This is a genomic window from Brevundimonas sp., from assembly GCF_035935935.1.
Taxonomy (GTDB): domain Bacteria; phylum Pseudomonadota; class Alphaproteobacteria; order Caulobacterales; family Caulobacteraceae; genus Brevundimonas.
The window spans coordinates 176,550-200,956 of record NZ_DASYWO010000009.1; the positions used below are offsets into that span (position 1 = coordinate 176,550).

General features: G+C 67.9%; 29 protein-coding genes and 2 tRNA genes. 13 read left to right on the top strand and 18 right to left on the bottom strand.

The annotated features are described in order from the left end of the window. Positions 1 to 101: 101 nt before the first annotated feature. Positions 102 to 713 carry an RcnB family protein gene (locus tag VGR32_RS10040; protein ID WP_327450218.1) on the bottom strand — a complete coding sequence of 204 codons (612 nt, stop codon included), beginning with the start codon at positions 711 to 713 and terminating at the stop codon, positions 102 to 104. A 163-nt stretch (positions 714 to 876) separates the two neighbouring features. On the opposite strand from VGR32_RS10040, the gene VGR32_RS10045 reads away from it, so the two are divergent. Beyond that, the gene (locus tag VGR32_RS10045) at positions 877 to 1,605 is read left to right on the top strand and encodes a glutathione S-transferase family protein (RefSeq protein ID WP_327450220.1); all 729 of its coding nucleotides are present in this window, start codon (positions 877 to 879) and stop codon (positions 1,603 to 1,605) included. Positions 1,606 to 1,768: 163 nt separating this feature from the next. After that, on the top strand, positions 1,769 to 2,071 hold the full coding sequence (locus tag VGR32_RS10050; protein WP_327450222.1) for a sel1 repeat family protein: 303 nt from the start codon (positions 1,769 to 1,771) through the stop codon (positions 2,069 to 2,071). Here the strand turns inward: VGR32_RS10050 and VGR32_RS10055 are convergent, their stop codons facing one another. Further along, complete coding sequence (locus tag VGR32_RS10055) at positions 2,072 to 2,779, bottom strand: polysaccharide biosynthesis/export family protein (RefSeq protein ID WP_327450224.1); 708 nt, start codon at positions 2,777 to 2,779, stop codon at positions 2,072 to 2,074. It lies immediately after the preceding gene. A gap of 146 nt (positions 2,780 to 2,925) precedes the next feature. Between VGR32_RS10055 and VGR32_RS10060 the strand changes: the two genes are divergently transcribed. Both VGR32_RS10060 and VGR32_RS10065 read left to right on the top strand, forming a co-directional pair. Beyond that, positions 2,926 to 4,371, top strand: a complete 1,446-nt coding sequence (locus tag VGR32_RS10060; RefSeq protein WP_327450226.1) for a GumC family protein — start codon at positions 2,926 to 2,928, stop codon at positions 4,369 to 4,371. A gap of 52 nt (positions 4,372 to 4,423) precedes the next feature. Further along, positions 4,424 to 5,125, top strand: coding sequence for a hfsB (locus VGR32_RS10065; RefSeq protein WP_327450228.1), 702 nt, complete (start codon positions 4,424 to 4,426; stop codon positions 5,123 to 5,125). Here the strand turns inward: VGR32_RS10065 and VGR32_RS10070 are convergent. From VGR32_RS10070 to VGR32_RS10085, 4 genes are read right to left on the bottom strand one after another with little or no spacing between them, the layout of a single operon-like run. Beyond that, on the bottom strand, positions 5,106 to 6,056 hold the full coding sequence (locus VGR32_RS10070) for a glycosyltransferase family 2 protein (protein ID WP_327450230.1): 951 nt from the start codon (positions 6,054 to 6,056) through the stop codon (positions 5,106 to 5,108). The two genes, VGR32_RS10065 and VGR32_RS10070, sit on opposite strands and share 20 nt — an antisense overlap. A gap of 1 nt (position 6,057) precedes the next feature. Beyond that, on the bottom strand, positions 6,058 to 6,987 hold the full coding sequence (locus tag VGR32_RS10075; protein WP_327450232.1) for a glycosyltransferase family 2 protein: 930 nt from the start codon (positions 6,985 to 6,987) through the stop codon (positions 6,058 to 6,060). Continuing rightward, the gene (locus tag VGR32_RS10080) at positions 6,984 to 8,435 is read right to left on the bottom strand and encodes a lipopolysaccharide biosynthesis protein (RefSeq protein WP_327450234.1); all 1,452 of its coding nucleotides are present in this window, start codon (positions 8,433 to 8,435) and stop codon (positions 6,984 to 6,986) included. Before VGR32_RS10080 ends, VGR32_RS10075 begins: the two co-directional genes overlap by 4 nt. A 1-nt stretch (position 8,436) precedes the next feature. After that, positions 8,437 to 9,990: an exopolysaccharide biosynthesis polyprenyl glycosylphosphotransferase gene (locus tag VGR32_RS10085; protein ID WP_327450236.1), complete on the bottom strand. Its 1,554-nt coding sequence runs from the start codon at positions 9,988 to 9,990 to the stop codon at positions 8,437 to 8,439. A 126-nt stretch (positions 9,991 to 10,116) separates the two neighbouring features. Here VGR32_RS10085 and VGR32_RS10090 point away from each other — a divergent pair. Both VGR32_RS10090 and VGR32_RS10095 read left to right on the top strand, forming a co-directional pair. After that, positions 10,117 to 10,208, top strand: a tRNA-Ser gene (locus VGR32_RS10090). Between the two features lie 39 nt (positions 10,209 to 10,247). Next, positions 10,248 to 10,337, top strand: a tRNA-Ser gene (locus tag VGR32_RS10095). Positions 10,338 to 10,344: 7 nt separating this feature from the next. On the opposite strand, the gene VGR32_RS10100 is transcribed toward VGR32_RS10095, so the two are convergent. From VGR32_RS10100 to VGR32_RS10120, 5 genes are all read right to left on the bottom strand, one after another. Beyond that, positions 10,345 to 11,463, bottom strand: coding sequence for a tyrosine-type recombinase/integrase (locus VGR32_RS10100; protein ID WP_327450238.1), 1,119 nt, complete (start codon positions 11,461 to 11,463; stop codon positions 10,345 to 10,347). After that, a complete protein-coding gene (locus VGR32_RS10105; protein WP_327450240.1) occupies positions 11,436 to 11,570 on the bottom strand; it encodes a hypothetical protein in 135 nt (44 codons plus the stop codon). Before VGR32_RS10105 ends, VGR32_RS10100 begins: the two co-directional genes overlap by 28 nt. Before the next feature lie 73 nt (positions 11,571 to 11,643). Then, the gene (locus VGR32_RS10110; protein WP_327450242.1) at positions 11,644 to 12,153 is read right to left on the bottom strand and encodes a MerR family transcriptional regulator; all 510 of its coding nucleotides are present in this window, start codon (positions 12,151 to 12,153) and stop codon (positions 11,644 to 11,646) included. Positions 12,154 to 12,203: 50 nt separating this feature from the next. Then, on the bottom strand, positions 12,204 to 12,365 hold the full coding sequence (locus VGR32_RS10115) for a hypothetical protein (protein WP_327450244.1): 162 nt from the start codon (positions 12,363 to 12,365) through the stop codon (positions 12,204 to 12,206). Between the two features lie 98 nt (positions 12,366 to 12,463). Then, positions 12,464 to 12,793, bottom strand: coding sequence for a hypothetical protein (locus VGR32_RS10120; protein ID WP_327450246.1), 330 nt, complete (start codon positions 12,791 to 12,793; stop codon positions 12,464 to 12,466). A 301-nt stretch (positions 12,794 to 13,094) separates the two neighbouring features. Here VGR32_RS10120 and VGR32_RS10125 point away from each other — a divergent pair, with 301 nt between their 5' ends. The 3 genes from VGR32_RS10125 (at position 13,095) to VGR32_RS10135 (ending at position 15,889) form a co-directional block, all read left to right on the top strand. Next, a complete protein-coding gene (locus VGR32_RS10125) occupies positions 13,095 to 13,868 on the top strand; it encodes a hypothetical protein (RefSeq protein ID WP_327450248.1) in 774 nt (257 codons plus the stop codon). A gap of 9 nt (positions 13,869 to 13,877) precedes the next feature. Then, the gene (locus VGR32_RS10130) at positions 13,878 to 14,543 is read left to right on the top strand and encodes a hypothetical protein (RefSeq protein WP_327450250.1); all 666 of its coding nucleotides are present in this window, start codon (positions 13,878 to 13,880) and stop codon (positions 14,541 to 14,543) included. A gap of 377 nt (positions 14,544 to 14,920) precedes the next feature. After that, positions 14,921 to 15,889, top strand: a complete 969-nt coding sequence (locus VGR32_RS10135) for a hypothetical protein (protein WP_327450252.1) — start codon at positions 14,921 to 14,923, stop codon at positions 15,887 to 15,889. 90 nt (positions 15,890 to 15,979) lie between these two features. On the opposite strand, the gene VGR32_RS10140 is transcribed toward VGR32_RS10135, so the two are convergent. The 7 genes from VGR32_RS10140 to VGR32_RS10170 all read right to left on the bottom strand — a co-directional run bounded on the left by VGR32_RS10140 (position 15,980) and on the right by VGR32_RS10170 (position 20,820). Next, complete coding sequence (locus tag VGR32_RS10140; RefSeq protein WP_327450254.1) at positions 15,980 to 16,624, bottom strand: hypothetical protein; 645 nt, start codon at positions 16,622 to 16,624, stop codon at positions 15,980 to 15,982. Continuing rightward, positions 16,621 to 16,899 (bottom strand): hypothetical protein, encoded by a 279-nt coding sequence (locus VGR32_RS10145; protein ID WP_327450256.1) that lies wholly within the window; start codon positions 16,897 to 16,899, stop codon positions 16,621 to 16,623. The genes VGR32_RS10140 and VGR32_RS10145 overlap by 4 nt, the downstream gene beginning before the upstream one ends. Positions 16,900 to 17,184: 285 nt before the next feature. Then, a complete protein-coding gene (locus VGR32_RS10150) occupies positions 17,185 to 18,417 on the bottom strand; it encodes a phage major capsid protein (protein WP_327450257.1) in 1,233 nt (410 codons plus the stop codon). 191 nt (positions 18,418 to 18,608) lie between these two features. Next, positions 18,609 to 18,827, bottom strand: coding sequence for a hypothetical protein (locus VGR32_RS10155; protein ID WP_327450259.1), 219 nt, complete (start codon positions 18,825 to 18,827; stop codon positions 18,609 to 18,611). A gap of 14 nt (positions 18,828 to 18,841) precedes the next feature. Then, positions 18,842 to 19,063: a hypothetical protein gene (locus VGR32_RS10160; RefSeq protein ID WP_327450261.1), complete on the bottom strand. Its 222-nt coding sequence runs from the start codon at positions 19,061 to 19,063 to the stop codon at positions 18,842 to 18,844. Next, positions 19,056 to 19,220, bottom strand: a complete 165-nt coding sequence (locus tag VGR32_RS10165; RefSeq protein ID WP_327450263.1) for a hypothetical protein — start codon at positions 19,218 to 19,220, stop codon at positions 19,056 to 19,058. Before VGR32_RS10165 ends, VGR32_RS10160 begins: the two co-directional genes overlap by 8 nt. Positions 19,221 to 19,539: 319 nt before the next feature. Continuing rightward, a complete protein-coding gene (locus VGR32_RS10170) occupies positions 19,540 to 20,820 on the bottom strand; it encodes an AAA family ATPase (protein ID WP_327450265.1) in 1,281 nt (426 codons plus the stop codon). A gap of 336 nt (positions 20,821 to 21,156) precedes the next feature. Here VGR32_RS10170 and tmk point away from each other — a divergent pair, with 336 nt between their 5' ends. The 4 genes from tmk to VGR32_RS10190 are packed head-to-tail and all read left to right on the top strand — an operon-like array spanning position 21,157 to position 24,345. Beyond that, positions 21,157 to 21,783: a dTMP kinase gene (gene tmk, locus VGR32_RS10175; RefSeq protein WP_327450267.1), complete on the top strand. Its 627-nt coding sequence runs from the start codon at positions 21,157 to 21,159 to the stop codon at positions 21,781 to 21,783. Next, on the top strand, positions 21,780 to 22,763 hold the full coding sequence (locus VGR32_RS10180; protein ID WP_327450269.1) for a DNA polymerase III subunit delta': 984 nt from the start codon (positions 21,780 to 21,782) through the stop codon (positions 22,761 to 22,763). Before tmk ends, VGR32_RS10180 begins: the two co-directional genes overlap by 4 nt. Further along, entirely contained in the window at positions 22,757 to 23,545 is a 789-nt protein-coding gene (locus tag VGR32_RS10185) for a TatD family hydrolase (RefSeq protein WP_327450271.1), read from the top strand. The genes VGR32_RS10180 and VGR32_RS10185 overlap by 7 nt, the downstream gene beginning before the upstream one ends. Then, entirely contained in the window at positions 23,542 to 24,345 is an 804-nt protein-coding gene (locus VGR32_RS10190) for an MBL fold metallo-hydrolase (RefSeq protein ID WP_327450273.1), read from the top strand. Before VGR32_RS10185 ends, VGR32_RS10190 begins: the two co-directional genes overlap by 4 nt. The last annotated feature ends 62 nt before the right edge of the window (positions 24,346 to 24,407 follow it).

Below are 24,407 nucleotides of genomic sequence, written 5' to 3' on the forward strand. Positions count from 1 at the left end.
GGATGACGCTGGGCTTCGCAAGCTGAACGGTGACTGAACCGGGCGTGGAAAGGCCCCGCGGCGGCGCCGCGAGGCCTTCGCCCTGCGCAGGCGCGCGTTCGTCAGAAGACGTCGAACAGCACGTCCGCGATCACGCCGGTCGCCAGGGCGACCAGAAGGATGTCGTTGTCGGCGTGCACCCAGCGGTGGCCGCGCGGGGCGTCGCGCAATCCGTAGAAGTACGGATCGTTGACGTAGTAGCGGTGATAGCTGGACGGCAGATAGGCGCCGCGGCTCCAGCGCTGGCCGTAGTAGCGGGGCTCGACCCGGTAGTAGCCGTAGCCCGGGGCGTACCAGTAGCCGTCGCGACGGCCGCGATAGTTGCGGAAGTCGGCCCGGCCGCGCCACCAGTCGCGGTTGTTGCGATCCCACCGGCGGTCGTCGCGGAACTCACGGCGGTCGTCCCGGCGCTCGGCGCGATAGTCGCGGCGGTCGTCCCGGCGATCCTCGCGGTAGTCGCGCCGGTTGTCGTATTCTCCACGTCGCCAGTCGCGACGGTCGTCGCGTCGCTCGTCACGGAAGTCACGGCGATCGTCGCGGCGGTCCTGGCGGTAATCCCGCCGGTCGTCGCGGCGCTCCTGCCGATCGCGGCGGCTCTGGGCTTCGGCGGCCAGCGGCACCGCCGTGGTCGACAGGGCGACCGCCACAAGGGCGGCCTTGGTCAGGCGTTTCATGAACGGGCCTCGTTGAAAGCCGGACGTGAAGGCGGTCCGGAACCGATGATGACCGACGGTCGGCCGTCCGGCATGAACCGTCCCTGAATGGGACGGTCAGCTTGGACCCCCATTGCACGGAGCCCGGTCGCCCCCACCTGTGACCTCTGAACGGAGGTCCCGAATGACGCGCCCCATCGAGCTCTGGTACTGGCCCACGCCGAACGGGTGGAAGGTCGCCATCGCCCTGGAGGAGATGGGCCTGCCGTACGAGCTCAAGCCGGTGAACATCGGCGTGGGCGAACAGTTCGAGCCGGCCTTTCAGGCCATCAGCCCGAACGGGCGGATGCCCGCGATCGTCGATCCCGAAGGCCCGGACGGCCAGCCGCTGTCGATCTTCGAAAGCGGCGCGATCCTGCAGTATCTCGGCGCCAAATCGGGCCGCTTCTATCCGTCCGACGTCCGGGGCCGCGCAGAGGTCGATCAGTGGCTGTTCTGGCAGGTCGGCGGCCTGGGCCCCATGGCCGGCCAGACCCATCATTTCCGCCAGTACGCCTCGGCGCTGACGGCGGACCAACGCCATCTGGCCTATGGCGTGCGACGCTACACCGACGAGACTCACCGGCTGTACGGCGTGCTCGACCGGCGCCTGTCCGACCGCGAGTTCGTGGCCGGCGACTATTCCATCGCCGACATGGCCATCTGGCCGTGGATCGTCCCGTGGGAGCGGCAGGGGCAGGATCTGGACGAGTTCCCGAATCTCAAGCGCTGGTTCGACGCCGTCGGCGGTCGGCCCGCCGTCCAGAAAGGTCGCTGGCTCGGCAAGGATCTGGGCAAGGATCTGGCCAAGGCGGGCCGGGAGGCGGACGGGCAGCGCGCCGTCCTGTTCGGTCAGAGGGCGCGAAAGTCCTAAGCAAAGATTGTCCAATGGTTTCGGGACGTTGAACAGCCGCCGGCGTCTTCATTCTCCGTTGGCGAAAAACTTCCGGCCGGCATTTCGCCATTAACTTTAACTTCAAACCGCGGGTATTTGATCGCGTCATCAAGCGAGGCCAGAACGGCCTGGAGGACTGGTGATGACCGCGCAAGAACTGGCGCACGACGCTGCGGAAGAGGGCGCTCTGCCCCTGCCCACCCCGGACATGGACGGCGCGGCGCTGTTCCAGCTGGGGCTGAAGTACTCCACCGGCACGGGCGGCTGCCCGATGGACCGGGTCTCGGCCCACATGATCCTGAACCTGGCGGCCATGATGGGTTCGCAGGAAGCGCGCGAATACCGTCGCGAGCTGTCCCAGGAGATGGACCGTGAGGAGATCGGCGAGGCGCAGCGTGCGGCCCGCCGTTGGATCGACGCGGGAACCAGCCGCCTGGCAGCCTGATCAGAACTGCTGATACTGCCCGTTGATGGTATAGTTGAACCCTATGGGCAGGGCGTTGCGGATCTGGGTGAAGAAGTTGGCCAGCTCGCCCAGCGTCGAGCGGGGAACGAAGATGACGTCACCCCGTCTCACGGCCACCGCCGTCCCGCGCCGGAGCCGAAGGTCCAGCACCCGCAGCATGCGGCGTCCGCCCGGTCCCCGGCGGATCAGCGCCACTTCCTGAGTCCGCGCGGTCGGCAGGAAGCCACCGGCTTGAATGACGGCCTGGTAGGCGTCGATGTCTCCGGTCATCTCATAGACGCCGGGTGTGCGGACCTCGCCGTCGACCCACACCCGGATCGGTCCGGCCTGCCTCAGCGTGATCTCCACGACGGGGCGCACCAGCTGAGCCGCGTACCCCGCCGAAACGTCGCGCTCCAGTTCCGCCAGCGTGCGGTCCGCGGCCATCACCTGGCCGAGCAGCGGCAGGGATATCCGTCCGTCCGGACCGACCTTCAGCGTGCGCGTCAGCTCCGGAGCGGTCGGCGTGGCGACCTCGATCTCGTCGTTGGGATAGAGCACGTACTCCGGCTCGTCGTCCGTCCAGTCCGCGAAGGGAATGTCCGGAAAGCCACGGCTGGTCGCCGGGCCGGCCAGCGCGTCGGACACCGCCGGAACGCGCACCCCTCCGCAGGCCGCCAGCGGCAGGGCGGCGAGGCAAAGCATCATATGCCTGCGGCTGAAGGTCATTCCGAATCCCGGCGCGACGGATCGTGGTGAGGGCAGGGTGGCGGCGTCATGGGTAACCGATGGTTAACGCCGACCGGCGAAGGCTGAGGCTCCGGTTCAGTCTCACGGATTCGCGTCCAGCACTCATGCGCACGACGGCCACAGTCATCGCCCGACCGCGCTACGGCCTGATGGACGTGATCGGCCTGCTGTTCCGCGAGATCTGGATCATGCTCGTGATCTTCCTGGCGGTCGTGGCGATCGGCACGGCCGTCGTCCTGACCATGGGCAAGACCTACACGGCGCGCGGCAGCGTCTACGCCGGGGTCGGGCAGGAATACGTGTACCAGCCGCGCGTGGGCACGGCCGAGCGAGGTCAGACCCCCGACGTCGACACCGTCACCCAGTCGGAGGCGGCGCTGCTAAACAGCCGGGCCGTCAAGGAGCGAGTGGTCGATCAGCTGGGCGCGCCGGCCATTCTGGGGCCCAAGGCCACCGGCACGCCGGCCCAGATGCGGGTCTCCGCGATCAGGGCGCTGGAAGGCGGACTGTCGGCGGGCGCCGTGACCGGCAGCCCCATCATCGGAATCACCTATGAGGCCGACGACGCCCAGCGGGCCGCGACGGTTCTGAACGCCGTCATCGACCAATATCTGATCCACCGTCGCGAGGTCTTCGCCGACGCGAGCGCGCCGGCCCTGACCGCGCAGCGGCTTGTGTTCGAGGACGCGCTGGCCGACGCCGACGCGGCCTACGAACAGTTTCTGCGCACCGAGGACATAGGCGACTTCGCGGCCACGAAGGCCGCGCTGGCGGCCAATTGGCAGACCGTCTCCGCCGATCGTCTGTCGACCCAGGCCCAGGTCAACCAGATGACGCGACAACTCGCCACGCTGGAAAGCCAGCTGGCCTCGACGCCTCCCGAAATCGCCCTCCAGCAGGACCTGAACGTGGCGGCCCGCGACCAGATCCTCCAGCTGCGCACCGAACGGGAGCAGCTGCTGGCCCGTTACCTGCCCGACAGTCAGCCGATCCAGGACATCGAGGCCCGGATCGCCGGCCTCGAGCAGTACGTCGCCTCGGGGCAGGGGGTCGGCGTCAAGGAGGTGCGGACCGGGCCCAACCCGATCTGGGTCGAGTTGGAGACGACGCGGGCGACGACCCTCGCGCAGCGCGACTCCCTGCTCGCCCGCCTCGGAGTGCTCGACGCCCAGCTGGGGGAGCTGCGCGCGCGACAGGCACGGCTCACGGCCGTGGAGTCGGAGAACGCCACCCTGGCCGGCGCCCGCGACGTGCAGAGCGCGACGGTTCGCGAGTTCCAGCAGCGTGAGGCCCAGGCGCTGGCCGATCAGGGGCTGGTGAAGGCGGGCGCCGACGACGTCCGGGTCATGGAGCGCGCCGCGCCGCCGCTGCGTGGCAAGAGCCTTAAGCTGCCGTTGCTGGCGGCGGTGATCTTGTTCGCCGGGTTCACGGCCCTTTCGGTCGGATTGATCCGCATCTTCTCCCGGCGCGGCTTCACGACCCCCGCGTCCGTCGGACGGACGCTGGATCTTCCGGTTCTGGCGGCCGCGCCCGTCAAGGTCGCGCGATGAACGCGCGGGGCATGATAGCCTTCGCGTCGTGCGCGAGCGTTCCGGCGATTCGATGATCGATCTGACATCCGAGATGGCCGCCCTGTGGTCCGCCCTCGGCCCCGCCCCGGCGCGCGGCGGCCGGACGGTGCTGATCGTGTCGGCCCTGTCGGGCGAAGGCGCGTCCACCGTCTCACGCGAGTACGCCCGGCTCGCTGCGGTGCGCGCCAGGCGCCCCGTCTGGCTCATCGACGCGGATCTGGATCAGCCGGGCCAGCAGGAAGCCGTGGCCGCCGCGCCCGAGCGTTTCGGCGGTCTGAGCAAGCCGGCGCTGGCGTCGCCGGACGGCTCCTGCTTCTTCGACGTGCATCCGCCGGTGAAGAGCCGGGACGGCCGGATCGTGCCGCCGGCGCGGTTGCTGACGGCGCGGTCCTGTCTGGGAGGGCGTCTGTGGGTCTCGCGTTTCGCGGCCGAGGCGATCCGGACGGGTCAGCGCGTCGAAGCCTCGCCCGATCCCGCCTGGTGGAACGCCATCCGGCCGCATGCCGAGACCGTCGTCGTGGATTGCCCGGCGGCCGAGCGATCCGACACGGCGCTGGTTCTCGCGCCGCTGGCCGACGCCGTCGTGCTGGTCGTGGCGGCCGAATCCACCGGCGCGAACGAAGCGTCGGCGCTGCGTCAGGAGATCGAGGCCGTGGGCGGGCGCATCGCGGGCGTCGTGCTGAACCGCACGGCGTGGTCGCCGCCGACCTTCCTCAGCCGCCTGACGGGCTGACGCGCTCCAGTCGCGCGAGCTCCGGCGCGCCATAGAACTTCGGCTCGAACACCGGCGCCCAGAGCACCTTCCCCAGTCCTCTCGCCGCACGATCCAGCGCACGGGCGCGCGACGGGCGTCGCAGGAGCCACAGAACCGCCGAGGCCGCGGACCAGAGCAGGGTTTGAAGCAGGCCGACGGCCATCCACTTTCCCACGCCCGTCCAGTCGCCCCGCAACCGGGCCTCCTGGCTCGGTCCCTGACCATAGGCGAAGGCTCGCCTGAGCGCGTACGACATCGTGGCCCTGTGGGGCGGCGCGATCTCGGACACGCGCGCCGCGGCCGCCCAGCCGAAGCGGCCACCGGCGGCGCGGACCTTGGCGAACAGGGCGTCGTCTTCTCCGCCCAGCTGATCGGCCGCCACGTCGAACGGCTCAGTGCCGGGCAGGGCGGTCGCGCGCACCAGAAGGGCGTTTCCGCATCCCCAAGGCTTGTCGATGAGGCGGTCGTCGGCAGGGCCCGTCCTGCCGAAAAAGTCGTCGAGATGGCCGCGCGCCCAGTCCGGTGCGCCCTCGGCCACGCCCGTTATCGGACCGAAGACCACGTCGGCGGCCGTGCGGGCCTGCGCGGCGATCAGCGCCGCAAGCCACCCGGCCGTCGCTTCCTGATCGTCGTCAAGAAACGCGATCAGCGGCGCCGCGGTCGCGGCGAGACCCGCGTTGCGCGCGGTGGCGATGCCGGGGTTAGGAGCGCTCGCAAGAGTCAGTGGAAACGGGCTTTCAGTACGTAGAGCCTCCACCGGCCCGGACGCCGTGCGCGCCGGATCGTTGTCCACGACGACGATCTCGACGTCGTGACCGTCGGGATTCTCCTGGGCGAAGACCGAACGAAGGGCGCGCGCGAGGCTGTCCGGACGGCGCAGGGTGGGAATGACGACGGCGACGTGGGCCACGTCACACCCGGTCCGCATAGAGGGCGGCGCGGTACAGGCGCAGCGAGAAGGCCCGCGCGCCGACCGGGGCGGCTTCGCTCAGCGCCAGCCGCTTCAGCCATGGCCGCAGGAGAGCGAGTCCGGGCAGGGCTTTCAGTCGCCGTGCGACGCGGTAGCTGGGGTAGGACGACACGAGGTCGAAATGACGCTGGACGACCCGGGCGAAGTTGGCCGCGGACTGCTCGTACTTGCCGGCGAGCGCGGCTGCGTCGTCCAGACCCATGTGCGTCGCCGTGATGTCCACGTGGCGCACGGGCCAGCGGCGTGACACGCGCATGGCCCATTCGACGTCCTCCCACCCCCAGCCGGCGAAACCTGGATCGAAGGCCTCCGCCTCGAACACGTCGCGCCGGACCAGGAGATTGGACGTGAAGACGTATTTCTCCGGCGTCTTCGCGCGCGTGGCGGCGTCGAGCGTTTCCGAGCGCCCCGCCATGGCCCGATGCACCGCGAACCGACGGTCCGTGGAAGCCTGTTTCAGGGAGAAGCCCCCGAACGCCACCGCCGGGTCTTCCGTCTCCACCAGCCTGACCCACTCGGCGAGGAAATCCGTGGCGTCCGGGAGCATGTCGGAGTCGAGGAACAGCAGGTGCCCGCCCCGGGCGGCCTGGGCCAGCCGATTGCGACCGCGCGAACGCCCCTCGTTGGCCGGCAGGGTGACGAGACGGGCCGGCAGCGCGAGATCCCGAATGGTCAGCTTCAGTCTCGCCGTCAGATCCGGATCGCCCGTGCCGTCGTCCAGCACGATCAGTTCCGCCGCCGAGGTCGGCGTCGCTCCGAGCGCGGCCAGCAACGTCATGGGGTCGTCCCGCAGGAAGGGGATCAGAACGGACAGGCGAGGGCGTGCAGACGGCCACGCCGGGTTGTCGAACAGGTCGGCGCGCGGGCTCATGCCGGCGCTCCCGAGCGACGCCGACGCCGGATCAGCGACGTCGCGACGTCGCGCACGCCGGCGGCGTTCATCGTGAGGGCCAGCACCCCGTAGACCAGACCGCCGACGCCGGCCTTGAGCATGAGCTCGGCAAAGCCTCCGATCGGGGGCAGGGCGGCGACCACGGCGGCCATGCCCGCCGTCGCGACGCCGCACCGGGCCAGTGACTCCCACGCCATTGGAAGCGGCAGCACGCGGCGGCCCAGCACCAGGGTTGCGATCAGACCCGCGCCGAAACTGGCGGCCGTGGCCCAGGCCGCGCCGATCAGGCCGAACCGCGGCACCAGGATCACGTTCAAAACCACGTTCAGCACGGCCGGCACGGCCATGGCGCCCAGCAGGGCCGTGGTCTTGCGCCCGAGGGTGAACGCCTGTCCGAAATAATAGGCCGTCAGGCCGTACAGCAGGGCCGACAGCGCGATCCACGGCGTCACGGTCACCGCCGCCGCACGGAGATCTTCGCCGATCAGCACGTCGGCCAGCGGCTGCGCGACGAGCGCCACCCCGGCCGCGGCCGGCAGGCCGATCAGCAGAAAGGTCGACAGCTGTTCCCGGGCCGCGATCGTCAGGCGGTCACGGCCGCCGCGCTCCAGCGCCATCACGAGTGCCGGCTGACCGGCGGCCCCCAGCCAGAGGAACAGCACGTCCAGCGTGCGGTTCGCGATCGAATAGCCGGCGTGGTAGGCGCCGACCGCCGCTTCGTCGAGGAAGGCGGCCAGAAGGAAGCGGTCGGTGGACGCGAGCACGACAGTCAGCGCCAGCGACGCGGCGATAGGGTAGCCATAGGCGGCATAGGCCCGCATGCGCGCGGGCTCCAGCCGCGCGCCGCGTCCCTTGCGCCACTCGCCCGGCAGCACGAAGGGCAGCACCAGCAGTGGGCCGATGCCCAGCCCCAAGAGCGGCGCCGCGCCGCCGGCGCCCGCCAGCGCGAAGCCGACGCCGATCAGCAGGCTGCCGACCGTGACGGTCATGTCGATGCCGGCGGACTTCGACACTTCGCCCTCGGCCCGCAGGCGTTCCTGCGCCAGCTTGACCAGACAACGGATCGGACACCCCATCAGCCCCGCCGCCACCGCGACGCGGAACAGGGGATCGGCCGGCCACAGCCAGACGGCGAGAAGCGCGAGGGGCACGAAACCCGCCGTCAGGATCAGCGCCGTGCGGTACAGGCCGGCGAAATGCCCCTGCAGGTCGGCGCCCGGCGTCGAGGCCGCCCAGAAGCGCGCCATGGACGCCTCCAGCCACGTGAAGATCGCCACGTGAGCCAGGGTGAAGACCGAAAAGGCGAGCGCGTAGCGGCCGAACTCCTCGGCCGACAGCAGGCGGGTGAACAGAACGATGGCCAGAAAGCCGGCCACGCCCTGGACCACGTTGGCGGGCAGGTAGCCCCAGACACCCCGCCAGAACACGTCAGCGCACCGCGGCGCGGTCGCCGAGCAGCACGGGCACCGTCACCAGCATGATCCAGAGGTCCAGCCAGACCGACTGACGCTCCACGTATTCGACGTCCAGCTGCACGCGGCGCCGGACGTCCTGGGCGGAATGCAGCGGCCCGCGCGAGCCCTTGATGGCGGCCCAGCCTGTCATGCCGGGCTTGATGCGGTGGCGATGGGCGTAGTCGGCGACCAGACGCGCCGATTCGATCTGGCCCGTCTTCATGCCGACGGCGTGCGGGCGAGGACCGACGAGGCTCATTTCGCCCGTCAGGACGTTCAGCAGCTGGGGCAGCTCGTCCAGGCTGGTCGAACGCAGAACCCTGCCCAGCCGGGTGATCCGGTCGTCGTCATGGGTGACCTGGCGGCTGGCGGTGGCGTCGGCGCTGGCGTGCTTCATCGTGCGGAACTTCCACACCACGATCTCTTCCTGGTTGAACCCATGTCGACGCTGGCGGAACAGGGCCGGCCCCGGGCTGTCCAGCTTCACCATCAGGGCGATCAGGGCCATGCCCGGCAGCAGCGCGAGAAACGCCGCTCCGCCGACGGTCAGGTCCAGCAGCCGTTTGTGAAAGGCGCGCCGGTCGTCGTCCTTGCGCCCGTCGAGGGGCGCCAGACGGCTGTCGGCCAGCTTGCGCAGGGCGTCCTCGCGATCCCCTGCGCGGGCCGGATCGACCAGCAGCGTCACCTCGTTCGGCAGGGCGCCGAGCCGGCCCATCAGGTGTCGGACCCGCGCTTCCGCTTTGGGATCGATGGCCACGACGATGCGATCGACGAACGGAAGGATGCGGTGGCTGAGCAAGGCCTCGGAATCGCCCAGCACAGGCACGCCCTCGACGGTGTCGGGACTGCGCGCCAGCCGATCGTCGAAGACCCCCAGAACGTTGACGTCGCGCCGCTTCAGCGCCGCCCGGATCAGGGTTTCGGCGTGGCGCGTCGCGCCGACCACGACGACGTTGGGCGTCAGGGCGCCCGAACGTCGCCACGCCGCGACCTTTTCCAGCCAGACCAGATGAAGCCCATAGAGCGCCGCCATGGTCACGCCGGCCCAGACCACGATGCTGGAGATCCCGGCGCCGTCCAGCGTCAGGGCGACCGCGACGGCGAGCAGGGCGGCCGCCGACGTGATGCCGGCCAGCGCCGCGAGATGGAGCACGGCGGAGCGCGCCGCAGGAAAGCTGTAAAGGTTCAGAGAGCGGAGCAGGCCCAGAAGGGCGACCGCGCCGACCGCAAAAGGCGCCGCATGGGCCACGGGCGCCTGCGCCAGGTCGGTCGGCGAGGCGGCCCAGGCGCAGAGCAGGGACACGGCGCTGACGACCGCCACGTCGATGGCCCGGAAGTAGTGCGCGGCCAGCCGGGCGGCGTGCCGCTGACGGGCGTTCAGCCAGACCTCCGGCCGGAACGGTCCGCGCTTCGCCGCGCCGTCGGCCATGCCTTGCTCCGCCATGTCCTGCAGTCCGCGCGCGTCGAGCGAGGCGGCGACGTCCGGACCGCGCTCGGTCGGCGAAAGCAGGGCGGCGGTCGAGGTCATGCGGGCCGTCGGTCCGGTTTCAGGGTCGCCGAACCTTGGCACGCGGGCCTGACCATCCCCTTAATGCCTCAGCCCCAAGGGCCCGGTTGCGCCGCCCGCGCGCCTCCGCTATCGACGCCGTCTGCCGGAGACGTGGCCGAGTGGCTGAAGGCAACGGTTTGCTAAATCGTCGTACCGGGTAACCGGTACCGAGGGTTCGAATCCCTCCGTCTCCGCCAGACTTCCGGCACCTCCAGCCACCCGCCTGGCCGGCGACCGGACAGGTGGCCGAGTGGTTTAAGGCAGCGGTCTTGAAAACCGCCGTGGGTGGAAGCTCACCGTGGGTTCGAATCCCACCCTGTCCGCCATGCTGGATCATGCGCCCTTACCTTTCAGGGACTTGCGGGGCGATTTGGCTAACCGGTCGGCAGGGTTAGCCAACGTCTGTTCCTCTTTCGCCCCGGCGACCTGCTGCAGCGCGGCCGCTGCAAGGCGCCGCTGATCGCGTTTGGCGGTGTACCGGCGCACCTCCTTCGACGTGGCATGGCCGGTGAAAGCCATGATCTGCGACTCGGTGCAGCCAGCGTCGGCCAAGCGAGTGGCGGCTGACTTCCTCAGCCCGTGGGCGGAGCAATGTCCGACCCCCGCGTCCCGGCAGGCATCCTTGAACCAGTTGCCGAACCCCGCTGCGGTGAAGGCTTCACCCTTGGCGGTCTGCAGGAACAGCATCTGGTTCGCTGGCACGGTCGCCAGCGATGCGCGAAGGGCGGTGTGCAGGGGCAGCTCCAGCTCGGCACCGGTCTTTTCCTGCCGCACCTTCAGGACGCCGTTCCGAAGGCTCTGGCGCCCCATCTGGCGCACGTCGCCGGAGCGTTGTGCGGTGTGCAGCAGCAGATCGAAGGCCAGGCGCTCGCGCGTGCCGACAGGCCATCGCGCCTCAAAGGCGGCGATCTCGTCCTCGGTCCAGGTGTGGAAGCCGTCGGTCGCCACCTTCAGCGGCTTGATGCCGTCGGTCGGGTTCTCCCTCAGCAGCCGGCGTGCGACGGCGAAGGCGAGGGCCCAGCGGAGAACTTTCACCAAGTTGTTCGCGGCCGTCGGATGGTCGCGTTTCTTGTCCCGCATGCGGAGCACGCGATCTCTGGTCAGCCCGGCTATCAGGAGCTCGCCGTACCGGTCGCGCAGGCCCTCCAGAATGCCGCGATAGGTCGTCTGGGTCGCCGTCGATAGCTGTGCCCACTCGGCCGACGCGTAGATCTCGACCGCCAAGGCATGCAGCGTGCCGGGCTGCGTGCGAGCGGCGCCCGGCTGAAGCTTGGTCGTCTGACCGAGGGTCGCGGCTGCGTAAGCCGCCGCGAACTCGGCAGAGCCGGGCAGCCCGGGCAGGTAGACGGCAGCCAGCCCCTTTTTGCGGAAGCGCCAGCGAACCTTACCGTGGCGATCTGTGAAGGCCGCCGCGTTCGGGAACCCTAGTCTGCGTCCAGCGCCGCGTCCCATGCTGCCCCTCCCTCGTCGTCGTTGGCGGGCCTGAGGCCAAGAACGGCCGGATCGACGCACACGAACATGCCGCCGCCAGGAAGGATGGTGATGCCGGCGAAGGACACGCCGCGGGCATTCAAGACGTCCAGCGCCTTCGCCAAGTCGCGCTTGCTTGCAATAGGTGTTCGGGGTCTGCGATCAGCCATGGCTGGGCTCAATCGACGCGACCGGCCGGCGGGCGTCCTGCACGAGCTCCCGGGCCAGCCGGTCGAGATCCAGCACTGCGCTTGCCGCCCCGATTTGGTCGGCCAGGGAGGCGGCATCGTCGGCATACCCCCAAGTGCGCTCGTCGTCCGCGATCGCCCAGCGCGCCATGACGTCCGATTGGCCCGACGTCTGGACCAACGGACCCCGCGCCAGCTCCTGAAGGTCGAGCACGCCGTGCCGACGATTCATGATCCGCGTGTAGATCATCGCTCCACAAGATCGGGCCAAGGCCCATCCTGTGGTTGGAGCGATGCCGAGCCCCTGCAGCTTCTTCGCGGCGAGCATGCCCGCCAGCAGCTTCACGTCGAACTTGGCTTTTCCGCCGTCGATCGGCGGAAGGAAGCCTCGCTTGCGCCAGTCGCGCTGTTCGTCCTGCGACACCCCGGTGATGCGGGCGGCGTCGGCGGCGCTGAACTGAGTGTACATGATCGAATAGGCCATGCGGGGAGGATGCCCCGCAACTGATCCGGTGTAAACCCCCCGATTTGCATTCAGTACTGCTGACGACGCCACACGCCCGCTCCCGTCGCATAGACAGTCACCGAAGCGTCGGGGGCTGTGAACCACAGGGCAGGGTAGGGACCGCCGCTGACCGCCCGCACGTCGGCGGGCATGAAGCCGGCGCGGCGGGCGTGCGCGGCAATCTCGGCCATGCCGGGTCCGGTCGGGAACTCCGCAGATTTGCGGGCTTCAGCAGGGCCGGCCGGAGCGACGCATGCGGCTCCTACTGCCGCGAGCAGGGCTCGGCGGTTCATGCGCGCCCCTCCGGATAGGCCCGCATCACGAGATCGCTGACCAGGTTGCCCGCCCGCAGCAAATCGTCCGGCTGTTCAGTTACCGGAGCACTGGACATGCGGCACATAAGCGACGTCACGAAGTCCGGTCCGCCAGCGGCGATGCCCGCTTTCTGAAGGACGTCGACGATCCCGAGGATCAGCATGAGCTCAGGCGACCGGTCAGGGCGCTTTGCGATCGCTTCCTGATACGCTGCGCGTTCCTTCGCGCGGCGATGCCGGGCTAAGTCGATGAGGTTGTCGGCGGGCGCCCGAGGCGCACCTGTGCTAGTGGCGTGCGAAGCCATGACGCGATCTCCAGAGGATCCGTTGCGGTTAGGGCCGGGCTTGTGCTCGCAACACTTGCTCGGCCCGCCTTTTATGTTATCCCTAAATCATGACGTCAAGCCGGGTTAACACAAAATCGCGGGGGCGCCCGGCGACGGGCAAGGGGACGCTCGTCGGCGTCCGCCTCCAGCCAGATCAGCTCGGCAAGCTGGACGCCTGGTGCCAAGCGCAAGACGACGAGCCGTCTCGGCCTGAGGCTGTGCGGCGGTTGTTGGCCAAGTCGCTGTGACAAGCTCAAATCTGGATCGCTACAGGTCTGATTTGGCCCGTCTGATCGCGGCGACCGAGAAGCTCACCATTTCAATGCAGCGCGGCGTCGCAAAGGATGATGTCGACAGGCAGCTGAAGAAAGCGCTCGGCGACAAAGCTTCGGCGTACATAGAATCATTGCCTGTCTTCGAGACCGCATACCAGGCGTGGTATTCAGAGGCCCTCGCTATCGTAAAGCAGATACTTCCCGACCGGTTGGCCGATTTCCGCGCGCATTACGAGCGTCCGAAAGTCGCGCGGAAAGAACTTACCGCTGCGAACTATGTGATCGAAGACTATATGCATGGCCTGACGAGCCGTCGGTACGACAGGGTCATCGTGGATGCCACTGCAGCCATCCCGCGGCTGCAGTCTCAGGTCGCGATTTTAAAGGCCTGCGAAGGCCGGTTTACGTCGTCCCTTTACGACATACGTCAGCTTGTGCAGGCGGACGTGTTCGATGACGAACTCGCTTCCGCACGCGAGCTTCTCCGGCACAAATTCAACCGGGCAGCCGGTGCTATCGCCGGAGTAGTGCTGGAGCACCACTTGCTGGAGGTAGTCGCAAACCGGGGGATCAAGCTTTCAAAAAAGGCGCCAGGCCTCGGGGATCTCTCGTCAGCGCTGAAGGAGGCGGATGTGATCGACACAGCCGGCTGGAGGCGACTTCAGCACTTGGGTGATCTCCGCAACAAGTGCGATCATAAGCGTGCCCAGGAGCCGACCGCGGAAGAGGTTAAGGATCTCATCGACGGTGTTGAGCGGACTATTAAAAACCTGTTCTGAGGCGGTGTCATGAGCGATATCCGGGACAACCTTAATCGCCGTCGTGAGGCACTCCTACCTCGAGTGCCATTGGCCGAGGCCCATCTTACTGGCGCCCAACCTGGTTCGGTCGCGTTCGATGAGGCGCAGCAACTTATCAAAGAACTACGAGAAATCGAAAGTATTTTGGCAACGATGCAGCTCGCCGATGCACAGCGAGAGGTGGCAAGCGCACAGCGCCAAACCGCAGATGCCCAACGCAAGGCAAACGAGCAAGCTTCCGAGCGCCAGTCCCAAGGAGAGGAGATCAACTTCTGGCTAAGAAGATTTCTTCTCAACTTAACAGTTGGAAACGTGGCCGGGCTATTCGCAGCCTTGCTGTTCATAACGCGCGCCGATGCGCCGCTTATGCCTGTGTCTTCGGTGCGACAAGCAGTGGTTTGGTTTCTCATCGGCTCCGTGATCGGGGCTCTATTTCCCTTAGCTCGGGCCGGCGAAGCTTGGGTCAAGCAGAACTGGACATTTGGGACGACTGCCGCCGCAGGCCTGCAAGCGTTCTGTTTGGCCTTTGGAACCTACACGGTGATCACAACCGGTCTAGACCACTATCAGGGCAGATCGGCGGAAGATGATGCTTCGCGGTCTCCCGCTGCAGCGTCGGCGACGTTGTCGCATCGACCCCAGTCAACGGCCTAATGCTATCGAGGTCCAGGCCTGCGAGCGGGTCGCCCGACCATTCCACCATGCACGCGCGAACCGTGGCGATCGACGCATAGAGCGGCAGGAAGCCGGCGCAGGCCGGGTGAAGCCCGACGGTGATCTGCTGCAGGAGCCGGTGAGCGTCCTTCAACCGGGCGAGATCGTTGGCGTCAGGCGCGCGTCGCAGGCGGGTCCGCATTGGTGAACTCCAGGCGGCGCCACCGACCCGGGCCCCCAACCTCGGGGCGTTGGCCTCCGAAGGCAATGGCGCGCCTGTCCAGACCTGTGGACCCCCAACGTTGCTATGCGGAGCCTCGCGCTCTTTCCTCCGGCTACCTTTTGCCGTTAGCTGAACGGCGTCGAGGAGGGGACCGATGGCCAAAGCGGTGAAGGGCGAAGGCGCGCGCACGACGCAGACCGACAGGCCTCAGAAGGCTGACGTGAAGCCTCCACGGCGCCCTTTTCGCAGCACGGTAGATGCGTTCCGAGCTGACCGCCGGCTGCTCTATCTCTTTTACGGCTTTGTGTTTTTTCTGATCGTCACTTTAGGTGTGACGGCATACGCCGTCAGTTACGAGGTGGAGAACTTCCCATCCTTCTGGCTGAGCCTCACGGCTTCGTTCTGGGAGGATCTGACCTTCTTTCTGATGCTGGGAGGCGTCGCCGCTCTGTTGACGCTCAACCGACCGGGAGACGAGGGATTCGACAGCCGAGTCCGCTATTTTTTCAACGGGCGGCACGTCACCGACGGATCGAGGAAACACATTGCCGACGAGATGAAGAGGCTCGGCATCTTCTCCCCCCGCTATCAGGTATGCCTCACGGTGACCGATTACGACGCGAAGATCGGCGCTGTGAAAACGACCTTTCAGGTCGATCGAACGGTCGTGAATATGTTCAAGGACCAGTCGTTTGATGCCGAGGAACACAGCTATCTGATAGAGCCGGACGAGCTGGACGTTGAAGTTTGCGGCGAGCTTCTGGACGTCTATCGGGGCGAGGGCCTGCGACGAATCCACGAGCCGGGGACTCCCAAGGCATTCGGTGTGCAGGGGGTCCGCGACTCGGTGTGCCTAAAGCTCCACGAAGACGAATCAGTGCTTTTCGGGTTTCGAGCGTGGATGTGGTTCAAGGTTGGCGAAGCTTATGGGGTGAAGCCTTCGCGGTACACAGAGGAGATGGAGGTAAGGATTGTTAACGATTCGTGCGTCACACTCTCGCTCGAAACGGCCGATAAAGAAGCCGTGCTCTTGACCACCGGAACCGACCGTACATACGTATGTTCCAAGGTATCGGCGGGCTCGAGCTGGGTGCCGTTCGTACTCACAGGAGTGACCCAATGAAGATGCCTACCACCGGCGGCTAACCGCCTCACGAAGCCCCTGGGAAACTGGGGGCTTCGCCAATTTCGGCGTCCGGCTAGGCGGTTCCCGTCATCCACCCTCGCAGCGGTCCGGCCAGCGATCGATCACGGCCGTCTCGATCTTGTGCTGCGTCAGGATCGTCAGCTGGTGGAAGCCGCCGATCACGTGGCCGATGGACGCCGCGACCTCACGCTGGATCTGCATGACGCGCTTGAAAGTGCCGACGACGTCCTTGTTCGCCATGATCGCTTGGGGCCCGACGCCGGCCTCGATCAAGGCGCTGACGAACTCGGGTCCGCCGGGCTGGATTGCCAGCAGCCCCACCAGACTGGTTTGCGGATCAGCCTTGCCGTCGTAGCTGCAGACGTGCGCCTGAAATGCCTGGGCGCTGCGCGACCATCCGACGGCGTAGAGGTCGAACGGCTCCCCGGCGGAATTCATTTCCTGCAGCCAAGCCGCCTTATCATGTAGGGCGTCGGTCATGGCCGGCGCGAGGTCTGCGACCAAGTCGTCGAAGTCGTAGCAGTCGCCGCCGATGTACTCGTCAACGAGCGGCCCGTGCGCGCTGCGCCCGGTGTAGACGAGCACGGCCGGCAGATGGGGAAAATGGCGCATCTTCGTCCCGATCCACAGGACGCGCTTGCCCTCAGCCGTCACGGCGTCGGTGCACACGATGGCGCAGTCGCTCGCCACCCAGATGTTGATCGCGGTCATGCGGCGCTCCGATAGGCAGGGGCGAGGCGGGAGGTGCCGCCGATCGGAAGGACGCGGGGCGGCCGGGTCTGCTTCCGGGTGGTCTTCTGCGTCTCGACGTCGGGTATCTGAGCCTGTGCAGCGGCGCCCAGCCCGATGTGAACGGCCGCCGTCAGCCCGGTAAAGGCCGCGGCCGAGACGTACGACGCCACAAGGGGCGTTGCTCCCGCCTGCAGCGCCAGCCCGCCGGCAAACTTTCCGAAGGCGGCGGCCGCTGTGAGGATCGCTTCAGCCATGTTGGCTCCTATCCTGCGCAGCGTTCACAGAGGAGCATCCGCAGATTTGCGGACCCTTGCGAACTGCGAACCGCGCGAAATGCCCGCTGTGATTGGGTTTCGGGCGGTTCGCATGACCTGCCCTGCCGAAACTAATTCTCTCTGTGAGGCCCCCACCGGTCCGTCTGAGACGGATGCTCTGAACTTTCGCCCGGGGGAGGGGCAGGCGAGCGTGGGGAATGGCGCCACCACCACAGGGCGCCATCCCGGACCTAGACGGGATTCCTTTCGTCCAGGCCATCACGGTCAGCTCGCCGCGATCTTCAGCAGCCGGATGGCCTGCGGGTCGTCGACCCCGCCACCGACACGCTTCGTAGTGTAGAAGTGGACGTACGGCTTGTTCGTGTACGGGTCACGCAGGACACGGACGCCCTGACGGTCGTTGATGACATAGCCGCGCTGGAAGTCGCCGAAGGCGATGGGGATGGCCCCCGCTCCGACGTCCGGCATGTTCTGGTCGATCTCGACCGCGTAGCCCAGCAGGGTGGCCGGCTGGCCCGCGACGTAGGTCTCCCGCCACAGGTAGTTGCCGTCGCCGTCCTTGAACTTAGCGATGGCCGCCGCCGTCATGCTGTTCATCAGCCACTTGGCGTTCTGGCGATACGGCGACGACAGGCCGTAGACGAAGTCGATCAGGCCGTCGGCGTTCGGCAGGGCCGAGGCGGCCCCGGACAGAACCACGGTCAGATTGCCGCCAGGGTGGTGATCGTCGCTCGCCCCGCCGGTGACGTAGGTCAGCAGGCCGCGGGGCTTGTTCGTCCCGTTGCCGGAGATGAAGGCGATGCCTTCCTGCTTCGCGAACTCCTCGGCCACCTCGTCCGCCAGCCAAGCCTCCAGATTGAAGTCCGCGTCGTCCAGCAGGTTCTGGGTGATGCCGGGGTTCGCGTAGATCTCGCCGTGCGGGAAGATCAGCGGATCCAGCGTCGGCGTCGTGGTGGCCGGGCGCGCGGCCGTCTCACCCACCCAGCCCGATCCCCAGCCGTCCTTGCTGTAGAGGGTCGAGTAGGCGCGGACGGTCGTCGGCACGATCCGCGCCAGACGGCGCATCGGGCTGACGGGGACGAGCGCCTTGTTGACGCGGCGGTCCCATTCGACCGGCGCCAGATAGCCGCCGGCACCGTCCGTGCCGGCCGACATGGCCGCTTGGACCGCCTGCCGGGTTCCGGTGGCGTTGGCCTGCTTGAGCTCGGCCTCCTGATCGCCGCGGCGGAACCACGACGCGAAGAGACCGGAGTATTCCGGGTCGGGCGCCGTCAGCGTGGTCATGCCGGCCCCGCTGGGCGAACCGGCGGCGATGCGCGCGTTCAGGTCGTCGATCGTCCGTTGGGCAGCGTCCCACCGGCTTTCGTTCTTGTCCTTGAACTGGTCGAAGGCGTTGGTGATCTGAGCGATGGCCTCGGCCACCGGGGTTTGAGCGCGCACCGGACCGCGCAGCGCGCGGGGAGCGGCGGACGCCAGGCACGCGGTGCGCGTGTTCATGGTCGTGTCCTTGAAATCGGTTGGGTGTGCGTCCGATGCACCGGCAGCGTCTGGCGTGCCGATCCGTCGGTTAGGCGGTGCCTGCGCCTTTTGGGCGACGGCTGGTCCCGGCAGAGTCCGTCATGCCGGGAAGGGATTGCAGCGCCTGGCGTACAAGCCCAACCAGTAGTGAGTGTGCTCCTGTGGGTCATCTAGATCAAGTGCCTCGGTCGTAGGTCGCCACTTTCGAGGATGGTGTCCGCGATGCGCTGCAGGCCCTCGGCGACTTCAGCGGGCGAGGCTTCGGCGCTGGCTTTCTGCAGACCCCAGGTCACGCACGCGACGGCGAGGCTGCTCAGCGGCAGGCGATGGCGCTCCCAGACGCTCGCCATACGCTCCAGAAAGGCTGCTGCGAGCTCATCTTGATTCATGTTCTCGGGAGAGCTCAAAGCCCACCCCCTTCGCCTTCCCAGCCCTGCACGTCGGTGACTGAGGCGGAGAACCGGCCGATCTCCTCCAACGTCGCGCACGTTCGGCCGGCGACCGAGAATGTCTGGATCTCACCGCGCTGCATGGCGCGCTGCGCTGCCGCGCGCGTGATGCCGAGATATCGACTGATGTTGGTGGTCCCGTAGATGGCTTCCACCACAGGGGAGATCTCAGCCATGGGCTGCCTCCTTCACCGTCAGCCGCAGGTACTTTGCGGCGAGCTCGCGGGTCTTCCGCCGGTGATCTCGGATCGACCGTTCCGTGTAGCCGCGGCCGCGCAGGCCGGCCTCCAGCTTCTCCACCAGGCGATCCAAGGGCTCGGTCTGGGCGCTCATTCGGCCCCCTTCGCGCGCGCGCGCGAGAAAACGCGGTTAGCGTTATCTTTGCAGGCTGCCGCCGGTCCGCTTGGCCGTGAGCTGTGAACTTCCGACGCCCCCCATGCCCACCAGTGCATCGGCTCACCGTCGTGCAGGCTGAGGGTGTCGGAGATCGTCAGTCCAAGGTGGCGCACACCGTCGTCGCCCAGCAGGGCGGCATCCGCGCCACCACCACCTAGCCACCCTATAGGTGGTGGCGCAGGTGGCGCAGTAGCGCAGCCAGTGTTTGCGACACCTTCAGAGGCGTGGTGGCGCAAGGTGGCGCAGTGGCGCGTTTTCATCCGATCTCTGCCCATTTTCCTACCTCGATGACGGGGCGCTCCTTCCGGTGTTCGTCGACCGCCAAGGTCCGGACGAGCGCGCCCGATTTGATCCACGTCGCCAGCAGTGCCTTGACCTTCTGGCGCTCGGCCTTGTCGTCGAGGTCCAGACCCAACGCCTCGGCGACGGCCTTCCCGACCCACTCATTCGCCTGTGCGTTGTCGCGCCATTTCCCGCCGTCGATCAGGCGCTGAACGGCCAGCAGGTCGGCCGCCTGGACGCCGTCGAAGGGGTCCGGCCACTTCCATGGGATGACGACGCCGACCTGATCGCTGGGCCCGGTGTCGCCGTTGCCGAGGTCGAAGCTGATCACGCGGTGCCAGGTCGCGACGTCCGACCGCGGCGCCATGTTCGCCTTGCCGGTGTCCGCCCTGAAGAACTGGTAGGCATTCTCGACGCCGGCGCGCTCGGCCTCTTCCTTCGTCATGCCGTTGAGCGCCCGGGCCGATCGGGCACCGTACAGGAGCGCCGAAGCCCCGCGGCCATCCTCGACCGTGGTCTCGGCTCCGTTGGCCTTGCGGGTATGGTGGATCAGCTCGATCGCGACGTCGTAGTGGTCGGCGATCCGCGCCCACTCCTTCACGACCCGGTCGATCGCGTTGTTGTCGTTCTCCGTCACGCGGTGAGAAGAGACGAAGGGGTCGATGATGATGCAGTCCAGGCGCAGGGACCGAATCATCGTCTCCAGCGCCTCGACTTGAGGCACCATGATCTCCACGCCCGACGGCGTTTGCTCCGCCATGACGATGGGGGTTGAACGACCGCTGCCGACGTAGAGGCGCAGCGCGTCAGGGTCGCCACCGATGCCGAGGTCGGCCGGCGTCAGGCCGTAGTGCGAGGCGGCCGCCATGAAGCGCCGATCGTTCTCGTCGCCCGGATCCTCGCCGCTCCAGTAGGCAACCCGCAGCTGACCGCTGGGCCGCAGACCGAGAAGCGGCTTCCCGCTCGTCATCGCCAAGGCTTCGACGACTGCCAGGGACGACTTGCCGAGGCCACCTGGGGCGAACGTCGCCGAGACGAACTTGCGGATGTAGTGGCGGCCGTAGAGCCACTCTCGCCGGGGAATGGTCGCCGGCTCGCGCCAGACAAACGGGCGGCAGGGGAGGGTGAGACCGGAGGGGTGCGCGTCGACCATCCAGTCATTGTCCGGGAGAACCGCAGCCGGCAACGCGGTCTGCCGCTGGCGGGCGGCGACGGCCTCTGCGGCCGCTTCGAATTCGGCGTCGTAATCTCGCATGGCGCTCACGACAGCACCTCGCGGAGCGGGCCAGAATGCACCGGCCTCAATTTGCCGCCCGTGCTCACCAAACGGGTAGCCATCGGGCGAGATTGTCGAAGGAAGTCAGGGGGCCAGCAGAACGGGTTAGACAACCCATCGCTCTGATTTGTCAGGGCTGCGGCATTTCCACCCTGTCCGCCACGGTCCGGAACAGCCTTGGTCTCCGGCCTTCTCCCTGACGAGCGACGTGCTCGATCGAACGCTGGGGCCCGAGCCTGCACACCGTTGGGGAAAGCCCGGCTTTCTGACACCGCAGCCCTTGGCCGCACTGCACGCGACGGCCATACAGGGCGGGTGTCGCGCGGTCGGTTCATCACGTTCGAGGGCGGGGAGGGGGCCGGCAAGTCCACCCAGGCCCGTCTGCTGGCCGACGGCCTGCGGGCCCGGGGGCACGACGTCGTTCTGACGCGCGAGCCGGGCGGGTCACCCGGCGGAGAGCGTATACGGGCGCTGGTGGTGTCAGGGGCGGCCGAGGACTGGTCGGCGATGACCGAGACCCTGCTGATGTTCGCCGCCCGCGACGACCATCTGAATGCGGTCATCCGCCCGGCCCTCGGAGCCGGGAGATGGGTGATCTGCGACAGGTTCAGCGACTCGACGCGGGCGTATCAGGGGGCCGCCGGCGGCGTGGACGGCGCCTTCGTGGAGGCCCTGGACGTCGCCGTCGTGGGCAAGGACCAGCCGGACCTGACGTTGATCTTCGACCTGGCGTCCGAGCGCGGTCTGTCCAGGGCACTGGCGAGGGGCGAGGCCGAGACGCGGTTCGAGGGCAAGGGCCCGGACTTTCACGCGCGGTTGGCTGAAGCCTTTCGGGGCATCGCGGCGCAGCACCCCGATCGGTGCCGGCTGATCGACGCCGACGGCGACGTCGACGCGGTGGCCGCGCGCGTGTGGGCGGCGGTGGAGGCCGCCGGCCTGTGACGAAACATCCTCGCGACCGGTTCGACCTGACGCCCGACGTGGAGGCGGAGGTCGCGTTTCTCGATGCGCTCGATCGGGGTCGGCTGCATCACGCATGGCTGCTGTGCGGGCCGGAAGGCCGGGGGAAGGCGACCTTCGCCCACCGCGCGGCGAGGCGGCTGCTCGGCGCGGCTCCCGACCCCTCGCGCGGTCCGCTGGGCGCGCGCCGGGACGATCCCGTCAGCCGGCTGATCTCGGCGCAGTCGCATCCCGACCTTCTGGTGCTGGAGCGCGTCGTCGAGGGCGGCCGGACGAAGCGGAACATTTCGGTCGATCAGGCCCGGGAACTGCCCGAGTTCTTCTCAAAAAGTCCGGCGCAGGCGGGCCGGCGCGTCGCCATCATCGACGCCGCCGACGATCTGAACGCCAACGCGGCCAACGCCATCCTCAAGACGCTGGAGGAACCGCCGGCCAGCGGCGTCCTCCTGCTCGTGTGCCACGCGCCCGGCCGCCTTCTTCCGACCATCCGTTCGCGATGCCGACGGCTGGTGTTCAAGCCCTGGACGGAGACGGCGATCGCCGAACTTCTGCGCAACGGCGTCGGACTGGACCGAGGGGAGGCGCAAGCCGTGGCGGCCTCGGCCGGAGGCTCGCCCGGCGCGGCGCTTGCGGCCGTCGGCGACGAGGCCCGGGCAGGGGGCGAACTTGCGCGCAGGTGGGTCGAGGGCGCCGGTCCACTGGACCGCTCCGAGCGTCTGGCGCTTCAGGGCACGCTGAGGGGGCAGGAGGGCGCCGCGCGCTTTGAGGACATCATGCATCACCTGGCGACCGCGGTGCGCGACCGCGCTCTGGCGGGCGGGCATGGGGCGTCTGACTGGGCCGACCTGTGGACGCGGCTGACGGATCTGCCCGGCCGCGCAGCGGGGCTCAACCTCGACCGGGGGGAGGTGCTGGCGTCCGCGCTCAACGATCTGGAACGCATCAAGGCGCGCGCATGCTGATCGACAGCCACGTCAACCTGCACGCACCCCAGTTCGACGAGGACCGCGACGCCGTCATCGCGCGCGCACGCGCGGCCGGCGTTTCGCTGATGGTGGAGATTTCGGACCGGCTGGCGACCTTCGACGCCACCCATGGACTGGCCATGGCGCACGACGACGTCTGGTGCACCGTGGGCGTTCACCCGCACGAAGCGCGGCATTACGAGGGGCTGGCGGCAGAGCGCCTTGTGGAGCTTGCCAAGCGGAAAAAGGTCGTCGGAATAGGGGAGTGCGGCTTGGACTTCCACTACGACCTGAGCCCAAGGACCATTCAGGAAACGGTGTTCCGCGAGCACGCCCGCGCCGCCCGCGTCAGTGGTCTCCCGCTCGTGATCCACACGCGCGAGGCGGACGATGCGATGGGGCGGATCCTTCAGGAAGAGATGGCGGACGGCCCGTTCCGGTTTCTGATGCACTGCTACACGTCGGGCGCCCAGCTCGCGGATCTGGCTGCAGAAATGGGCGCCTGGTTTTCGGTTTCCGGCATCGCCACCTTCAAGGCCGCCGACGATGTCCGCGCCGTGATCCGGTCGATGCCGTCCGACCGCATCGTCGTCGAGACGGACTGTCCGTACCTTGCGCCTGTGCCGCACCGGGGGCGCCGAAACGAGCCGGCCTACGTCCGTCATGTCCTGGATAAGCTGGCCGAAATCCGCGGCTGGTCGCGGGAAGAGGCGGAGACGATCACGACGGACGCCTTCTTCTCCCTGTTCGGCCGCATTCCCCGACCGGCCGGCGCATGAGCGACACGCTTGAAGTCGTGATCCTCGGCTGCGGATCCTCGGGCGGCGTGCCCCGCGGAGACGGCGACTGGGGCGTCTGCGACCCGACCGATGCGCGGAACCGGCGTACGCGGTGCTCGGCTCTCATACGGCGGCGCGGCGCGCGTGGCGTGACCAGCGTGCTGATCGACACCTCGCCGGACTTGCGGGAACAGGCGCTGGCGGTCGGGATCACTCACGTCGACGGGGTCGTCTACACGCATGACCACGCGGATCAGACCCATGGCATCGACGATCTGCGCGTTTTCGCCATGCGGGCGCGAAGCCGCATTCCGGCATGGATGGACGCGCCGACGCGAGCCGCGCTGACGACGCGCTTCGGATACATCTTCGAGAGCGTGCAGGGCTATCCGGCGATCGTCGAGGCGCGGGAGCTTCCGCCACACGGCGTGGCATGGGTCATCGGGGGCCGGGGCGGCGACGTTCCCGTGGTGACGTTCGACCAGGGACACGGGCCGATACGCAGCGTGGGCGTGCGCTGCGGTCCGGTCTGTTACTCCAGCGACGTCGACGTCCTCGACGCGGCCGCGCTCGAGGCCGTCAGGGGAAGCGACCTCTGGATCGTCGACGCGTTGCGATTCACGCCGCATCCGACCCATTCGCACCTGGACCGGACGCTGGACTGGATCGCGCGCGCCGGGATCGGTCGTGCCGTGCTGACGAACCTGCACATCGACATGGATTACAGAGCACTGGAAGGGCTTCTGCCTGCGAACGTCGAGGTCGCCCATGACGGCTGGTCGGCCGTGCTGCCGGCCTGAAGCGGCACTCAATTTCGCATAATATGTCTTAGGCGATGATCCGGCATGAGCGCCCGGGCGGC

Coding starts and splice junctions, on each gene's coding strand:
- VGR32_RS10100 (WP_327450238.1), bottom strand. CDS start 11,463: ATGGGACGCGGCGCTGGACGCAGACTAGGGTTCCCGAACGCGGCGGCC.
- VGR32_RS10145 (WP_327450256.1), bottom strand. CDS start 16,899: ATGGCTGAAGCGATCCTCACAGCGGCCGCCGCCTTCGGAAAGTTTGCC.
- VGR32_RS10115 (WP_327450244.1), bottom strand. CDS start 12,365: ATGGCCGAGATTGCCGCGCACGCCCGCCGCGCCGGCTTCATGCCCGCC.
- VGR32_RS10050 (WP_327450222.1), top strand. CDS start 1,769: ATGACCGCGCAAGAACTGGCGCACGACGCTGCGGAAGAGGGCGCTCTG.
- VGR32_RS10135 (WP_327450252.1), top strand. CDS start 14,921: ATGGCCAAAGCGGTGAAGGGCGAAGGCGCGCGCACGACGCAGACCGAC.
- VGR32_RS10190 (WP_327450273.1), top strand. CDS start 23,542: ATGAGCGACACGCTTGAAGTCGTGATCCTCGGCTGCGGATCCTCGGGC.
- VGR32_RS10155 (WP_327450259.1), bottom strand. CDS start 18,827: ATGAATCAAGATGAGCTCGCAGCAGCCTTTCTGGAGCGTATGGCGAGC.
- VGR32_RS10185 (WP_327450271.1), top strand. CDS start 22,757: ATGCTGATCGACAGCCACGTCAACCTGCACGCACCCCAGTTCGACGAG.
- VGR32_RS10045 (WP_327450220.1), top strand. CDS start 877: ATGACGCGCCCCATCGAGCTCTGGTACTGGCCCACGCCGAACGGGTGG.
- VGR32_RS10130 (WP_327450250.1), top strand. CDS start 13,878: ATGAGCGATATCCGGGACAACCTTAATCGCCGTCGTGAGGCACTCCTA.
- VGR32_RS10040 (WP_327450218.1), bottom strand. CDS start 713: ATGAAACGCCTGACCAAGGCCGCCCTTGTGGCGGTCGCCCTGTCGACC.
- VGR32_RS10170 (WP_327450265.1), bottom strand. CDS start 20,820: ATGCGAGATTACGACGCCGAATTCGAAGCGGCCGCAGAGGCCGTCGCC.
- VGR32_RS10140 (WP_327450254.1), bottom strand. CDS start 16,624: ATGACCGCGATCAACATCTGGGTGGCGAGCGACTGCGCCATCGTGTGC.
- VGR32_RS10160 (WP_327450261.1), bottom strand. CDS start 19,063: ATGGCTGAGATCTCCCCTGTGGTGGAAGCCATCTACGGGACCACCAAC.
- VGR32_RS10055 (WP_327450224.1), bottom strand. CDS start 2,779: ATGATGCTTTGCCTCGCCGCCCTGCCGCTGGCGGCCTGCGGAGGGGTG.
- VGR32_RS10075 (WP_327450232.1), bottom strand. CDS start 6,987: ATGAGCCCGCGCGCCGACCTGTTCGACAACCCGGCGTGGCCGTCTGCA.
- VGR32_RS10120 (WP_327450246.1), bottom strand. CDS start 12,793: ATGGCTTCGCACGCCACTAGCACAGGTGCGCCTCGGGCGCCCGCCGAC.
- VGR32_RS10150 (WP_327450257.1), bottom strand. CDS start 18,417: ATGAACACGCGCACCGCGTGCCTGGCGTCCGCCGCTCCCCGCGCGCTG.
- VGR32_RS10060 (WP_327450226.1), top strand. CDS start 2,926: ATGCGCACGACGGCCACAGTCATCGCCCGACCGCGCTACGGCCTGATG.
- VGR32_RS10110 (WP_327450242.1), bottom strand. CDS start 12,153: ATGGCCTATTCGATCATGTACACTCAGTTCAGCGCCGCCGACGCCGCC.
- VGR32_RS10085 (WP_327450236.1), bottom strand. CDS start 9,990: ATGACCTCGACCGCCGCCCTGCTTTCGCCGACCGAGCGCGGTCCGGAC.
- VGR32_RS10065 (WP_327450228.1), top strand. CDS start 4,424: ATGATCGATCTGACATCCGAGATGGCCGCCCTGTGGTCCGCCCTCGGC.
- VGR32_RS10165 (WP_327450263.1), bottom strand. CDS start 19,220: ATGAGCGCCCAGACCGAGCCCTTGGATCGCCTGGTGGAGAAGCTGGAG.